The sequence below is a fragment of the Mycolicibacter longobardus genome (genome assembly GCF_002102265.1).
GTDB classification, from domain to species: domain Bacteria; phylum Actinomycetota; class Actinomycetes; order Mycobacteriales; family Mycobacteriaceae; genus Mycobacterium; species Mycobacterium longobardum.
In genome coordinates, this window is the sequence record NZ_LQPG01000026.1 from 25,149 (window position 1) to 38,429 (window position 13,281).

The 13,281-nt window shown below is 64.7% G+C and carries 13 protein-coding genes; 3 read left to right on the forward strand and 10 right to left on the reverse strand.

Going from position 1 to position 13,281, the window contains the following annotated elements; all coding sequences use genetic code 11:
- Positions 1 to 590: 590 nt before the first annotated feature.
- The 3 genes from AWC16_RS13855 to AWC16_RS13865 form a co-directional block, all read right to left on the reverse strand.
- Complete coding sequence (locus AWC16_RS13855) at positions 591 to 1,010, reverse strand: hypothetical protein (protein WP_133055944.1); 420 nt, start codon at positions 1,008 to 1,010, stop codon at positions 591 to 593.
- A gap of 111 nt (positions 1,011 to 1,121) precedes the next feature.
- Entirely contained in the window at positions 1,122 to 2,342 is a 1,221-nt protein-coding gene (locus AWC16_RS13860) for a hypothetical protein (protein ID WP_085265332.1), read from the reverse strand.
- A gap of 83 nt (positions 2,343 to 2,425) precedes the next feature.
- A complete protein-coding gene (locus AWC16_RS13865; protein ID WP_085265333.1) occupies positions 2,426 to 4,630 on the reverse strand; it encodes a molybdopterin-dependent oxidoreductase in 2,205 nt (734 codons plus the stop codon).
- Between the two features lie 233 nt (positions 4,631 to 4,863).
- Here AWC16_RS13865 and AWC16_RS13870 point away from each other — a divergent pair, with 233 nt between their 5' ends.
- Positions 4,864 to 5,859, forward strand: a complete 996-nt coding sequence (locus AWC16_RS13870; RefSeq protein WP_085265447.1) for an oxygenase MpaB family protein — start codon at positions 4,864 to 4,866, stop codon at positions 5,857 to 5,859.
- A gap of 68 nt (positions 5,860 to 5,927) precedes the next feature.
- Here AWC16_RS13870 and AWC16_RS13875 read toward each other — a convergent pair whose 3' ends face one another.
- The 4 genes from AWC16_RS13875 to AWC16_RS13890 form a co-directional block, all read right to left on the reverse strand.
- On the reverse strand, positions 5,928 to 6,410 hold the full coding sequence (locus AWC16_RS13875; protein WP_085265334.1) for a hypothetical protein: 483 nt from the start codon (positions 6,408 to 6,410) through the stop codon (positions 5,928 to 5,930).
- A 4-nt stretch (positions 6,411 to 6,414) separates the two neighbouring features.
- A complete protein-coding gene (locus tag AWC16_RS13880) occupies positions 6,415 to 7,626 on the reverse strand; it encodes an amidase domain-containing protein (RefSeq protein WP_085265335.1) in 1,212 nt (403 codons plus the stop codon).
- Positions 7,627 to 7,631: 5 nt separating this feature from the next.
- On the reverse strand, positions 7,632 to 7,982 hold the full coding sequence (locus AWC16_RS13885; RefSeq protein ID WP_085265336.1) for a type VII secretion target: 351 nt from the start codon (positions 7,980 to 7,982) through the stop codon (positions 7,632 to 7,634).
- A 101-nt stretch (positions 7,983 to 8,083) separates the two neighbouring features.
- Positions 8,084 to 8,650, reverse strand: coding sequence for a hypothetical protein (locus tag AWC16_RS13890; RefSeq protein ID WP_085265337.1), 567 nt, complete (start codon positions 8,648 to 8,650; stop codon positions 8,084 to 8,086).
- Positions 8,651 to 8,717: 67 nt separating this feature from the next.
- Here AWC16_RS13890 and AWC16_RS13895 point away from each other — a divergent pair, with 67 nt between their 5' ends.
- Complete coding sequence (locus AWC16_RS13895) at positions 8,718 to 11,084, forward strand: AAA family ATPase (protein WP_420094301.1); 2,367 nt, start codon at positions 8,718 to 8,720, stop codon at positions 11,082 to 11,084.
- A gap of 22 nt (positions 11,085 to 11,106) precedes the next feature.
- On the opposite strand, the gene AWC16_RS13900 is transcribed toward AWC16_RS13895, so the two are convergent.
- A complete protein-coding gene (locus AWC16_RS13900) occupies positions 11,107 to 11,598 on the reverse strand; it encodes a TspO/MBR family protein (RefSeq protein WP_420094303.1) in 492 nt (163 codons plus the stop codon).
- A gap of 71 nt (positions 11,599 to 11,669) precedes the next feature.
- Between AWC16_RS13900 and AWC16_RS13905 the strand changes: the two genes are divergently transcribed.
- On the forward strand, positions 11,670 to 12,359 hold the full coding sequence (locus AWC16_RS13905; protein WP_085265339.1) for a type 1 glutamine amidotransferase domain-containing protein: 690 nt from the start codon (positions 11,670 to 11,672) through the stop codon (positions 12,357 to 12,359).
- Between the two features lie 15 nt (positions 12,360 to 12,374).
- On the opposite strand, the gene AWC16_RS13910 is transcribed toward AWC16_RS13905, so the two are convergent.
- Positions 12,375 to 12,815, reverse strand: coding sequence for a nitroreductase family deazaflavin-dependent oxidoreductase (locus tag AWC16_RS13910; RefSeq protein WP_085265340.1), 441 nt, complete (start codon positions 12,813 to 12,815; stop codon positions 12,375 to 12,377).
- A 26-nt stretch (positions 12,816 to 12,841) separates the two neighbouring features.
- Positions 12,842 to 13,255 carry a DUF6319 family protein gene (locus AWC16_RS13915; RefSeq protein ID WP_085265341.1) on the reverse strand — a complete coding sequence of 138 codons (414 nt, stop codon included), beginning with the start codon at positions 13,253 to 13,255 and terminating at the stop codon, positions 12,842 to 12,844.
- Positions 13,256 to 13,281: the final 26 nt, after the last annotated feature.

A 13,281-nucleotide genomic window follows, 5' to 3' on the forward strand; every position in this document is an offset into this window, starting at 1 on the left:
GCGCCAGCACCGGTGACCCACGCCGACGGTGTGTGCACCGCTTTAGCTCCCGACTTTGTTGCGTACGACGGATGCACGAAGAAGATGGACGTGTCCTGCAAGTCCGCCGGAGGGTTTTGGGTGGTCCAATCCAGGCACTGCACCTATCCCGACGGCGGTCGCGACGAATGTGTCGCACACCTTGTGCCGTACGGGCACAGCGACCAGATTGCCGACCATTCCTGCACGTATGTCCCGCCTGGCTCTGAATCTGCTCCGGCACCCGGAACTTCTCCGGAACCCGGCGCGGAGCCCGTGACTGCTCAGCCGTAGCCGCTGGTCACCCGTAACGCCGCTGCACCGTCTCACCGCTAACGCCGAGCGCGGAGCCGATCAAAGGCCAGCTGTACCCGCTGGCGCGGGCGACGGTGACTGCGTCATAGACCGCGGGCTCGTCCGGCGCGGTGGCGGCGGCTCGGAGAAGAGCCTGTTGAAGTTCATGATGGGCACTTCCACTCTTAATCCTGTGACGCCAGCCATGCACGACCACCATTCCCGCGCCGCGAAGGCCGTCGCCGACTTCTACGGCTAGGTGTGAATACCGCTGGAAGCTAGCCAGTGTCCGCTTCGTCGACTCCGGGAAACGGCTTGTAGGCGAACCCGGGTGTCATCCTGCAGGAGCAACCAAGTTTGAGAAGACTGTCGATGTCGACTATTTCGGCTTCACCGGGTAACAGGTCGTCGGGGAATAGTCTGACCAGTGTCTTGGTCTCGAAGCAGTCCATCCGCACCTCCCGCCCGTCGGGATAGATGATGGCGCCGATTGAACCGTCCCAGGTGGTGAGAAATTCTTCATTCATACGTTGGCGCCGCTGGGCAGCTTCAGCAGTGAGCGGGGGGATTTGACCGTCCCATGTGGCGTCGTCAGCGATCAACCAACAGTTCTCTGCATTCGGGGCGTCCGATAGCAGGAGGCCTTCTTTCCGGTACTGGGCGAGAACGTCTTCCAGCGTAACCCCCTCCCGTTCCATGGCCCAGAACTCAAGGTTTACCCAACACGAGCCCATACCTGTAACCCCCCTCTTCGGACGACGCCGTCGATTGTGGACGCAGGGTCCGACAAGCAAGGCGACGCGCGTCGGTCACCGAAGGTAGGGAAGCTCAGTCTCAGCGCCGATCGGCTCGATGTAGGAGCCAAGGAGCCAGATGAGGTTGTCGGCTTCTGAGGCTGGGGTGTCGGCGGGTGTGTGATGAAGTCCGGCTAGCGCATATTGCACGGATGTGATCATGTCCTCGCGGCGGCGACGTCCCACTAGTCTGACAATCTCCTCCGCTCGCGTCCGCTGCGCAGCTAGGGGGAGGTGGTGGATCGCCGCCCAGTGATCGAAAAGCCGCGTGATGTGTACGTCGGGTTTGAATCCGCTCCAGCGGAGATTGCGCGGAAACTCGCAGCTGATAGCGATACCCATGCCGGGTGCCTTGAGTTCCCGCGCGGGGACCGAATCTACCGGCGTTCGAGTGGTCGCGCCTTCGCTGAAGAGGACGGCCAAGGCGATCATCAGCTCACCATCGGTGAGCCTGGCAGGCTCTGCTGCACTTCGAAGTTGTTTGCCGACCGCGCAAATCACCCGTTGGTAGTAGTCCGGATTTGCTGCAAGCCGCTCTGCCCATTTCAAGATTGCGGTTGCATGGGCCTTTTGGAATCGGGATCCGAGCTTGGGGCTGAGCGTGGCGACTGTGACGTCAGGATCATTGGCCAGCGCTTCGGGATCGTACTGGTGCAAGGCCGTTTCGACGTTGGCGCGACGTCGCAATACCACTTTCCAGTCTGTCCCACTGCTCCATATTGCTGCGACAGCTGCACGGAACACAGCGTCGCTTGTGACTTGCTGATCGAGTGGATTCTCGGCCGGGCGCTGGTCGATCGCATCAATTACTTGTGCTGCGAAGGCCGTCGGGTTGTCGGCCGGGTCGGCAATGCTGTAGTCGGACGCAATCTTGTCGCGTTTGGTGAAGACACGTTCGCGGAGCAGGTCGAGGTCGAATTGCATAAGTTGCACCTTCTCATGGCGGGGTGACACTGCTCGGGACTGGCTGGAGTGGCTCCGCCCATGCTGTGAGCGGCGCTGGCCAAGAGCCACTCGGCTATAGCCCATGCGTTCGTGATCGTCTCCGCAGTGATGAGCTTCGGACCCAGGAGCGGCGAGTTCCGCATCGGTCATCTGAATCTGCGTGAAAACCCGCGCGATCCGCAACGCCCGACCCGCGGCCTTGCCCCACGCCTCAGCCATCCCGCCGCCATCGCGAAGGGCGTTAGCGTCAACCTTCACGCGCTCGATGCGGTCATAGATCGTGCCGAACACCTTCCGGGCCTCAGCGTCGAGTTCGAACCGAAGCGGCTCCGATCGGAAGCTGAGCGGTCTATCCGTCGTCGCGGGGGCTATTCCTACGCGGTAGGCGCCGTGTCTAGTGCCGTGCTGGCGGCGACGGCGACCCAGGTGTTGTTGACCGCGGCTGTCCCGGTGAAGGTGTCCACCCGCTTCGGATCATGCAAGTCGTTCACATTGGCTCCCGGTAGGGAGTCGGCGTGACGCCAGCCCGTGTTGCGATGCCCCCAGCCGTGGGGCACCGAGACTGTGCCGGGCCGCATGTCGTCGCTAATGTGCAGCGGAACGGCGATCTTTCCGATGTCGGAGGTCACCTCCACCATGTCACCTTCGGCCAGTCCGCGGATCTTGGCGTCGTTGGAGTGCATGTGCAGCGTGCACTGGTTGGAGCCACTGGTCATCGACGGCACATTGTGCAGCCATGAATTGTTACTACGCAGCTGGCGTCGTCCGATGAGCTGGAGGTCATAGGCGCTGGTCGGGCCGGCGGGCCCGTCGAGCAATGCGGCTGCGGCATCGATGAACTCGTCCGGCGCGAGCTGGACCTTGCGATCGCGGGTGGCGATGACTTCGCGCAGCCGGGGGCGCAGCGGCCCGAGGTCCAGCCCGCCGACACTGTCTCGCAGGCGTCGCATCGTTATGCCCTTGTGGCCCCTGCGGACCCAGCCGTACGGCCCCGTCGCCAGGGAGATGGCGGCCATGCGCCGCGGACTGACCGTCCTGAGCAGTGGCTTACGTACCGGTGCGACCATCTTCCGCAGCGGTGTCGGAAGCAACTCCAGCATGAGCAGGCTCAGGATCTCCCAGTCGTCTTTGGTGCCGGGCGGTGGCTCGAAGGTTCGATGCTGATACCGGATGTTGTTGCGCACACTGAAGACCGTCAGTAGCAGTCCGACGTCTTCGCGCTCCAACGGTGAGGCCGGCGGCAGGATGTAGTCCGCGTGCCGACTGGTCTCGGTGATGTACATATCAACCGCCACATAAAGATCCAGCGAGGCCATGGCCTGGTCCAGACGGCCCTTCTGCGGGATCGATGACACCGGGTTCCCGGCGCAGGTGATCATCGCCTTGATCTGGCCCTCGCCTGCGGTGAGGATTTCGTCGGCCATGGTGATCGCGGGGAGCTCACCCCGGAATGACTTGTAGTGTCCGGACCGGTCCGTCCACGCGCCGTGGCCGGCCGGAATGTACTTGGCCACCCGCGGCACATCCATGACGGGCGTGGAGAACATGGTTCCGCCCGGTCGGTCCAGGTTTCCGGTGACGGCGTTGATGACCATCACCAGCCAACTCACCAGTGTCCCGGTCTCCTGCTGGCAGATGCCGATACGGCAGTACAGCGCCGCCGACTCCGCCGCTGCATGGTCGCGAGCCAGGGTGTAGATCACGTCCGGGTCGACACCGGCGCGCGCGGCGACGGCCTCGGGGCTGGCGCCGGCCACCAAGCGTCGCAGCTGCGGCAGGCCCACCGATTGCTTGGCGATCGCCGCTGCGTCGCAGAGGTTTTCGTTGATGAGGACATGCAGCATGCCCAGCAGCAGATAGAGGTCGCCTCCGGGACGCACCGCGATATGTGTGTCGGCGAGTTTCGCCGTTTCGGTGCGTCGCGGGTCGATCACAACGACGGTCCCGCCGCGATCGCGCACTGCTTTGATGCGTCGCTTGGCGCCGGGCATGACCGACAGGGATCCGTTGGACACGGCCGGATTGGCTCCAAGGATCACCAGGCGCTGCGTCCGGTCGATGTCGGTGATCGGGACGAGGACGTTGGAGCCGAACACCCTCCAGGCCGCGTACTCGTGCGGCATCTGATCGATGCTCGATGCCGAGAAGAAGTTGGGCGTCATCAGCGCCGCGCGCAGCAGCAGGCCGTAGATAGCTGCCGAACTGTGCGCAGCAGGGTTGCCGAGGTACATCCCCACAGCCTGGTTGCCGTGCTCTTTGCGGATCCGGCGCAGCCGGGTCCCGATGTCGGCGAAGGCTTCCTCCCAGCTCACGGGTTCAAAGTCGTTGCCGACGCGCCGCATCGGTGTACGTAGCCGGTCCGGGTCGTCGTGCAGTCCGCCCATCGCGGTCGCTTTCGGGCAGATGTATCCGTGCGAGAACACATCGTCAGGGTTGCCCTGGATGCGCGCGACTTTGCCGTCGGCCACTGTGACCTGAATGCCGCAGTGCGCCTCACACAGGCTGCACTGGGTATGCGTGGTGCTCGTGCCGTCGGCTCTCGCGCCATGGTCCGACAGGTGCAGGTCGACCGTTGTCATTAGGTGTCTCCATCCTCGGCAGTCATCGCGCCTTGGCGCGAATCACGATTCCACTTTCTCGCGCCGTTGACCACCCTGTGTGTTGCCGCTTCGGCGATTGCCGTCACTTGGGGGCGGTGACCAACTCCCCTTGTTGACCCCAGCCCAGAGCCCTCCTACACTCTCAATACTGATAACGCATGTTGTCAGAAGTGGTCAACGATGACTGGGAGTGCGCGCTCGTGACTCAAGAGATGTCGGAAACCTGCCCCGCGGCCGGCGATACGCCGATGGCTTCGGGCTGTCCCGTGAGCACAGGCGGCTATGACGCACCCCCGATCCCTCTCGGTCCCGACTCGCTGACCTGGAAATACTTCGGTCAGTGGACTGGCCTATTCCAGGGGACCTGGGCGGGCTCGATGCAGAACATGCACCCGCAACTGGGTGCTGCGGTCAAAGACCATTCGATCTTCTTCATGGAGCGCATCCCGCGACTCATGCGGTCGATCTATCCGATCGGCGGCGTGGTGTTCGACGGCTACCGTGCCCCGCAGACCGGCGCTGAAGTCCGCGATTACCACATCGGAATCAAGGGCGTTGACGAACAGGGTCGCCGGTACAGCGCGTTGAACCCCGACGTCTTCTACTGGGCGCACGCGACGTTCTTCAAGTCGACCCTGCTGGCCGCCGAGAAGTTCGGCGGCGGACTGACCGAGGCCGACAAGCGGCAGCTCTTCGATGAGCACGTCCAGTGGTATCGCATGTACGGCATGAGCATGCGCCCGGTGCCCAAGACTTGGGAAGAGTTCGAAGCGTACTGGGATCACATGTGCCGCAACGTTCTGGAGAACAACTGGGCGGCCCGTGAGGTCATGGACCTGTCGACCATGCCCAAGCACCCGTCATTGCAGTGGATTCCGGATTGGCTGTGGGCGCAGAACCTCAAGGTCATGCAGCACTTCCTGACCTTCATGACGGTGGCCCTCTATGACCCTCCGGTGCGGGAACTCATGGGCTATACCTGGTCCCCGCGCCAGGAGCGCGTGCACGGGTATCTGTGCAAGGCGATCACCTTCGTATCGAAGTACGGCCCCAAACGTGCATTGATGCATCCGCGCAAGCGTTCGGCGTTGGATCGTGCGTCAGGCCGTCTTCCGGTGGATGCGCCGCTGGTGCAGACCCCGGCGCGCAACCTGCCGCCGGTTGAGTACCGCAACGACCCGCACTTCTACTGCCCGAAAGTCGACTGAGCCGAGACGTCAGCGACAACCGCGTCGCCAGGCCCTGCGCCGAGCATCCCTTCGCGCTCTCCGCGCGCTTACACCACGAAGTAAAACGGGTCCCAGTAGCCCATTTCGGCGACGGCCATGACACCGAGCACTCGAGTCCGGGTCGTCCCCGAGCAGTGCTCATCGACGGTCATGTCGAACCTGTAGGTCGAGTTCTCGGTGCGCAGTCCAGGAACCGGTCGGCGACCCTGCTCGCCGCGATCCTGCACGGACAGCAGGCGGTAGGAGCAGCCCGGAGCGGGCATCGCGGCCTCGACCGTGCCTCTCTGCGCGTCCAACAATTGGCCGTTGGAGCGGAGGACGGGAACCTGGTTCACATCATGGGTGTTCAACCCGGTTACCAGCTGCTCGGCCCATTCCCGCTGCTTCTCGGGGCCGTAGTCGCCCATGGACAGCCCATCGGTGTCCGATGCCGCCAGGTGAAACCAGGCCGCAACGGCTGCCGCGGCGGCAGCGACCGCCGCCGCCGAGATCGTCAACGCCCGACGGTGTGCACGGAGCGGACTCGCCATTGGCTCAATCTCCTGGGTAGTTGAGGCGAACGAACTCGACTTGAGCGGGGGCACGTGTGTACTCCGCCGAGTCGGGCATCCAATCACCGTGTGTCTTGATGCCGCCAGAATGCTGGTTGATCACATCCGTGGGCACTCCATTGATCATGGCCTGCCCCACGTATACGGCCGCGTGGTTGATCTGGCCGTCAGCGTCCTTGTAGTAGATCAGATCGCCCGGGAGGAGACCCGCACGCGACGGGGCCAGCGGATCGAGCCCATCTCTGCTTGGCGTCGGCACCACTCCGACAATTTCGCCCCACTCAGAATGCTGGGTCACGAAGTTGTGGTGTTCTTTCGCCAGTGTCCACGTCTTGGAAGACGTGTTGCCCGGGAATACCCCGCCGTCATTCTGGTAGTACCAGTCGTCACTGTCGCCGCGACGCCAGTCGTCGATACCGTTGCCGACGTCCTCGAAACCACCTGCGCGCATCACCTGTGACACGAAGTTGGTGCAGTCCAGATCGCCTCCGCCAAGGGACTCGTAGTCAGGGTTGAAGCCTTCAGCCCACTCCTCGGCGTAGTCCACCGCGGCCTGCCGACTCGTCGACAAGGGACCGCCCGGAAGGAGTGGCGGCGGTTCCTCGTTGTTCACCAGCACCACCCGGGGCTGCTCTCCGTTGGCACCAGTGCCGCCGTCGGCGCTCTCATCGGGGAAGCCGAACTCGTGGAGTCCGGCGGTGGCGGTGGTGAGGTTGCGGGAGATCTCGTTTTCGTTGTTGATCAGGTTGCTGACCCGCGACGTGATGAATTCGCCGTGGCGTTGCGCGGCTTGCTGGCGCTCCTGCTGCTCCGCAGCGGAGGTGTAGTGGGTGTAGGTGTCGGTGACCGAGTAGTCCTCGCCGACCCGGAAGTCTTCGCGCTCGGCGTCGTCGACGGCGTCAAGTACCAGTCGTTTGTTGGCCTGCTGGGCTTCCGCGCCGCGGGTGGCGATTCCGGCGGCGTGGCGCAGCATGTCGGCGGGGCCGCGGACTTTCACCACATCGGCGGCGGCGCGCTGCTGGAACGTTTCGGCGCCGGCACCGGTCCACCGGGTGCCGCTGGGGCGCGCCGACGCATCACGGATTTCGGTGAAGCCCGCCTCCCAGACGTGGGCGAGGTCGGTCCACGCCGTGGCGTTGGTCGTGAGGTAATCCCAGTTAGCGCCCTCGATCTGGGCCAGGGTCGGCACCGACATCGGGGCTACCTCGGGATCCCGAGCCCACCGGCACCGCCGTCCGTACTGGAGCGGGCGACCAGTGGGGTGAAGCTCGGGCGGACCGCGGCCAGGGCGGCCGCGCCGTCGTGGTCCATTGCTTCGTACTCCCGCGCCGCCGTGGTGAGCTTGCTTGCGCTGGCCGTCATCCGCCCGCGAATAGCCGCCGCTGCCTTGGTCCCACTGGCGTTGACGGTGCTCACCGCCGCGCCACTGGCCTGCCACTCCGACGCCGTCACCGGCGACAACGTCGGCGACACCTGAACTGCCAGGGCGTGGCAGCGTTGCGCCAACTCGCGCAGGCCGGCTGGAGTGACCTGCAGGACGGGAGAGGTCATGGGGGAAGCGTATTAGAGGATCGCGGCGGCCGAAATTCACCTTCGGCGAACGCGTGCGGTCGCAGCGGGGCCCGGCCAACGTGAAGCGCCTGGTTGCGCCTTCAATGCCCCAGGGCGCTGATCACGATAACCGGCGCTTGCTCTGCAAGAAACACCGTCGAGCTGATACTCGTGGAGGAAAATGCCTCGTCGAGTGCGCCGCTGGCGAGGTAACTGCCAGCGGGTAATACCCCTGCCAGCGTTCCCGAGACATCGGGATGCACCGTGGTCGGCGCAGGCCGGTAGCGCGCCTTCAGATCCGCAATAGTCGCGGGGGCCAATTCGACGATGCAGTCAAGCCAGTAGGTGGAAGGTCCAGGCACCCGGGGGTCACCCATATCCCCACTTACCCACGACGTCGTGACGGGCGAGCCCAACCTCGGAAATCGTTTCGTCAACCGCTCAGAGTCATGCCTTAAGGGGTTGGGGGCGTTCTTGGTTGCGATAGTGCCCAATGCGGCCTCCCCGCCGTGCGAGTCATGGGTGTGCGGCGTGCATGACGCCATGCTCAGCGACGCCAGCAGCAGGGCCGCGGCCGCCGTCGGCGACACCTGAACTGCCAGGGCGTGGCAGCGTTGCGCCAACTCGCGCAGGCCGGCCCGAGTGACCTGCAGGACGGGAGAGGTCATGGGGGAAGCGTATTCGAGGATTGCGGCGGCCGAAATTCACCTTTGAAGCTGCCGGTAAGGTTCGACTGTGGCGGCGGTGAGCAACACGGTGCTGCTGACCGAGGAGTTCCAGCGAGCACTGGGGTTACTGGCGGCAGGCCGGAACCTGTTCCTGACGGGCAAGGCCGGTACCGGCAAGTCCACGCTCATCCGGCATTTCATGGCGAACACCGACCGCAACGTCGTGGTCGTTGCTCCGACGGGGATCGCTGCCCTCAACGTCGACGGCCACACCATCCACCGGCTGTTCGGTTTCCTCCCCACCACAACGCTGTCCGACGTCGCCGGCGGCGATCATCGGCCCGGACGTTTTACCAAGACGCTCGGCAAGCTGCAGACACTGATCATCGACGAGGCGTCGATGGTGCGTGCGGACGTGTTCGACATGATCGCGGCGGCATTGCAGCGGTTCGGGCCGGAGCCAGGAAGTCCGTTCGGGGGTGTGCAGGTCGTGTTGGTAGGCGATCTATACCAGTTGCCTCCAGTGGTCACCGAGGTTGAGCAGCAATATTTTTCGACGACCTACGACACGCCGTACTTCTTTTCGGCGAATGCCTTCAGCCGCGAGGACTTCCCGAGCGTCTCGTTGACGACGGTATTCCGTCAGCTCGGCGATGACCGGATGACCGCGATACTCAACGAGATTCGTGAAGGGGTGTTGCTCGGCCATGCAAAGCAGCACCTGGATGCCCGGGTGGATGCCGACTTTGTACCTCCAGACGGCGAGTTCTGGCTGACGCTGGCGCCGACCAACCGGCTGGTCACCGCCCGCAACAGGCAACAGCTGGAACGGTTGCCCGGCGAGGAAATGGTGCACCGGGCAACAGAATCCGGCGATCTGTCGTTGTTCGACAAACCCATCGAAGGCGAATTGCGGTTCAAGGTCGGCGCCCAGGTGATGATGCTCAACAACGACCAGGCGGAGCGCTGGGTCAACGGCTCGATCGGACGCGTGGTGGGTGTGGGCTACAACCGTGACGGAGCGGTTGTCGAGGTCGAATTCCCCGACGGTGACACCGCCGAGGTAGCCCCGTTCACCTGGGAGGCCACCCGCCCGGTGGTCGACGGTGGAACCCTGCGCCGGGAGGTGGTAGGCACCTTCACCCAGCTGCCGTTCAAGCTGGCCTGGGCGATCACGATTCACAAGAGTCAGGGCCAGACCCTGGACCGGCTGGTGGTGGATCTTTCCGGCGGGATGTTCTCCACGGGCCAGCTGTACGTGGCACTGAGTCGCTGCACATCGTTGGCCGGCCTGGTGTTGAAACGCCCGGTGCTGCCAAGGGATCTGAAGGTGGACCGCCGGATCTCCCGGTTCTTGCGTGCCTCGGCCAACACCGACCGGTCGCGCCGCTTCTGTGCGATCGGTCTGCTCACAGTGGGCGATGAGGGCCGGATGTCCCGGCCGCGACCGGTGGAATTGGCAGTGGCGTTCGACGACCGCACGGCGGTGTCGACGCTGATCAATCCGCAGCGGGACCTCGCAGACGCCCGACAGGCTTACCGGATCGGGGTAGCGGACGTGCTGTTGGCGCCGACGCTGCGGGAGGCCTGGGCGGTGATCGCGCCGATGCTGGCCGGGTGCACACCGGTGGGGGCGAAGATCGATGAGACGCTGGGGCTGATCGACTTCGAACTCAAACGGCTCGGGCAGGTCATTCCCATGCCGCTGGGTATCGAGTTGTCCGGCACAAATATCGCCGGGCACACCGCATTGCAGCGGGCCAGATCCGCACTGGACAACCTCGGTGGCGTCGACCTTGCCGCCGGCTCATCCCCGTTTGACGAACCCGACGAGACTGACGCGCTGTCGGGAATCCTGGTCAGCCGCGATCACGACATCGCCACCCCGACCGCAGAGCACCTTCCGGCACTATCGGCGTTGCTGCGGATCAGCCGCGCCCTCGGATCAATCCTGCTGGGTACCGCTGCGGCCGGTGAAACGTCGCTGGCGGGCGAGACCAGTTGGGAGCACGCGGCCCGCCGGTCAGCAGCCGACCAGCTGTTGTTGGCGGCATCCCGGACCCGGCTACCCGACAAGGTACTGGGGCGGCTACGAGAGGCGTTGGAGGCGCTGGGCGCAGGTGAACTGGCCCACGGGCTGGCTCAGTCGCCATCGATGGACAGCAACATCGACGAGGTTCTAGTCGCCGGTGCCCGGATCTGCTTCACCGGAACCGCGGTTGACGGGCAAGGCCGCGTGGTAGATCGCGACGAGATGGAGCGGCTGGCCGCCTCGGCCGGGTTGGTGCCGGTGCGCACGGTGACCAAGACCCGCTGCGAGGTCCTGGTCATCGCCGAAGCGGGCACGCAGTCCGGGAAGGCCCGCAAGGCCCAGGAGTACGGGAAGCCGGTGTTGACCGTGGACGAGTTCTTCCGTTGGACGGCGGGCCGGTGATCTTGGGTTATTTCCCAGTGCTTCAGCTGTTCAGCGACCACACCGAGTAGTTCAGTGCGGTCGCGAACAGGATCCACGCGAAGTACGGCAGCATCATGAAGGCCGCGCCGCGGTGGACCTTCCAGAACGCGGCGATGGTGATTGCCACGGCCACGTCCAGCACAACGATGTCGACCAGCGCCAGACCACGCCGGCCGAGTCCGAAGAACAGCGGGGACCACAGCAGATTCAGCACCAGCTGTACGCCGTAGGCGATGATCGCGGGGTTTCTCCACCGGGGATCCGCACGCCAGACCAGCCAGGCCGCGACGGCCATCAGCAGGTAGAGGGCACTCCACACCGGACCGAAGAGGTAGCTCGGCGGTGCCCAGCCGGGTTGGGCGAGCTTGCCGTAGTCGCCCGCGGCGTCGGCCGAAGCGGTGCCGCCGAGGGCCGCGACGATGATGACGAGCACCAGCGAGACCAGGAGCGCGGCCAGGTGCAGAGGACTCGGCTGCTGCACTTTCGGCGAGATTGTTCCCATCAAGCCACCCTAGAGTGGGCTAGTCGGTGGCGCAGGCGGGCCATCAGCGCAATCCTGGGGGGATGACCAAGCGCATCCTCAACGTCGTGTCCAATGTCGCCCACTACGCCGACCCGGCCGAGCCGACCGGGCTGTGGCTGTCGGAACTGACGCACGCCTACCACGTCTTCGCCGAAGCCGGCTACCAGCAGACGCTCGTCAGCCCGAAAGGCGGGCGTTCGCCCCTGGAACCGCGTTCGTTGAAGTTCCCCAATTTCGACAAGAGCGCCAAGGCATGGAAAGCCGACGACACGAAGATGGCGCTGCTGGACAGCACCGCCTCACCCGACGAGATCGACTCGGCGGATTTCGACGCGATCTACTTCACCGGCGGCCACGCGGTCATGTTCGACTTCCCGGACAGTGAAGGTCTGCAACGCATCTCGCGCGAAATCTTCGAGCGCGGGGGAGTCGTGTCCTCGGTCTGCCATGGCTACTGCGGCCTGCTCAACACCAAGCTGTCGGACGGATCGTTCTTGGTCGCCGGGCGCAAGCTCACCGGATTCGCCTGGTCGGAGGAGGTCCTGGCGCGCGTCGACAAACTGGTGCCCTACAACGCCGAAGCGGAGATGAAGAAGCGCGGTGCCCACTACCAGAAGGGCCTGATTCCCTTTGCCTCGCACGTCGTTGTCGACGGCCGGCTGGTCACGGGCCAGAATCCGGGATCGGCCAAGGCCACCGCCAAGAAGATCGTCTCCGTGCTGGGCAGGTGAGCGGGACGTAGGTCGTCAGTTCCGCAGCTCGCAGATCACCACGGGTATCTCGCGGCTGGTCCGCGTCTGGTAGTCGGCATAACCCTTATACGCCGCGACAATCCTCGGCCACAGCTCCGCGCGCTCTTGCGCGTTTGCGGTGCGGGCATGAATCTTCCGCCGGATGCCGCCGATCACCAGCTCCGCGTCGGGAAACGCCTCAAGGTTCCGGTACCAGTCGGGGTCGCGGTCGTCACCGCCCTTGGATGCGACGAGCACAACCCGATTCGAATCGTGAAGGGGAGCCGTCAGGTAGCAGGACCGGGGCAACCCGGACTTGCGCCCCGTCGTGTGCAGCTCCACCAGCGGCATCCCAAACGGCTTGGCCAACAGCCTGTTCCCACTGACGTTGAGGACCAACCGGTGCGCGAGATTCATCAACTTGGCGCCGGCGTCCTTCAGCGCGTGATCGTTCATCGTGGCTCCTATTCGTATTGAGTGCCTCAGTCCAAGTCGGCGAGGGCCTTGCGGGCGGCTTCGAGTTCGGCTTCGAGCGCTGCGACCCGAGCGGCCTGCTGGGAGCGCGCCTCATCCATCAACGCTTCGATGGGTGCGAACAGTTCCTCGTGCAGTTCCTTGGCGGCCCGGGACACCGCGGCGGCCGCGACGGCAAGGTTGCGGACCAAATAGGTGGCGCCCTGCTTGATCTCGGCGCGCCACTCGCCGTCGGCGGTGCCGGTCACGGTGAGGGTCAACTCGAAGGTCTTGGACTTCTTGCCGGCCGGCCTCTTCGCCGGAGCCTTTGTTTCCGGGACAGCAGCCGGAGCGGCCGGGGCCGGTGTGCCCTCCGCGAACGAATCCGCGCTCGGGGCGTGGCCGGTGACGGACGGGGCGTCTGCGAAAGTCGAAGCAGTCATGGTTGCGGCGGTCTCCTTCTCATCAT

What these genes read in the sequence shown, in the direction of transcription:
- AWC16_RS13870 (WP_085265447.1), top strand. Translation starts at nt 4,864, where the DNA reads ATGTCGGAAACCTGCCCCGCGGCCGGCGATACGCCGATGGCTTCGGGC.
- AWC16_RS13915 (WP_085265341.1), bottom strand. Translation starts at nt 13,255, where the DNA reads ATGACTGCTTCGACTTTCGCAGACGCCCCGTCCGTCACCGGCCACGCC.
- AWC16_RS13885 (WP_085265336.1), bottom strand. Translation starts at nt 7,982, where the DNA reads ATGACCTCTCCCGTCCTGCAGGTCACTCCAGCCGGCCTGCGCGAGTTG.
- AWC16_RS13855 (WP_133055944.1), bottom strand. Translation starts at nt 1,010, where the DNA reads ATGGAACGGGAGGGGGTTACGCTGGAAGACGTTCTCGCCCAGTACCGG.
- AWC16_RS13890 (WP_085265337.1), bottom strand. Translation starts at nt 8,650, where the DNA reads ATGACCTCTCCCGTCCTGCAGGTCACTCGGGCCGGCCTGCGCGAGTTG.
- AWC16_RS13905 (WP_085265339.1), top strand. Translation starts at nt 11,670, where the DNA reads ATGACCAAGCGCATCCTCAACGTCGTGTCCAATGTCGCCCACTACGCC.
- AWC16_RS13910 (WP_085265340.1), bottom strand. Translation starts at nt 12,815, where the DNA reads ATGAACGATCACGCGCTGAAGGACGCCGGCGCCAAGTTGATGAATCTC.
- AWC16_RS13865 (WP_085265333.1), bottom strand. Translation starts at nt 4,630, where the DNA reads ATGACAACGGTCGACCTGCACCTGTCGGACCATGGCGCGAGAGCCGAC.
- AWC16_RS13880 (WP_085265335.1), bottom strand. Translation starts at nt 7,626, where the DNA reads ATGTCGGTGCCGACCCTGGCCCAGATCGAGGGCGCTAACTGGGATTAC.
- AWC16_RS13875 (WP_085265334.1), bottom strand. Translation starts at nt 6,410, where the DNA reads ATGGCGAGTCCGCTCCGTGCACACCGTCGGGCGTTGACGATCTCGGCG.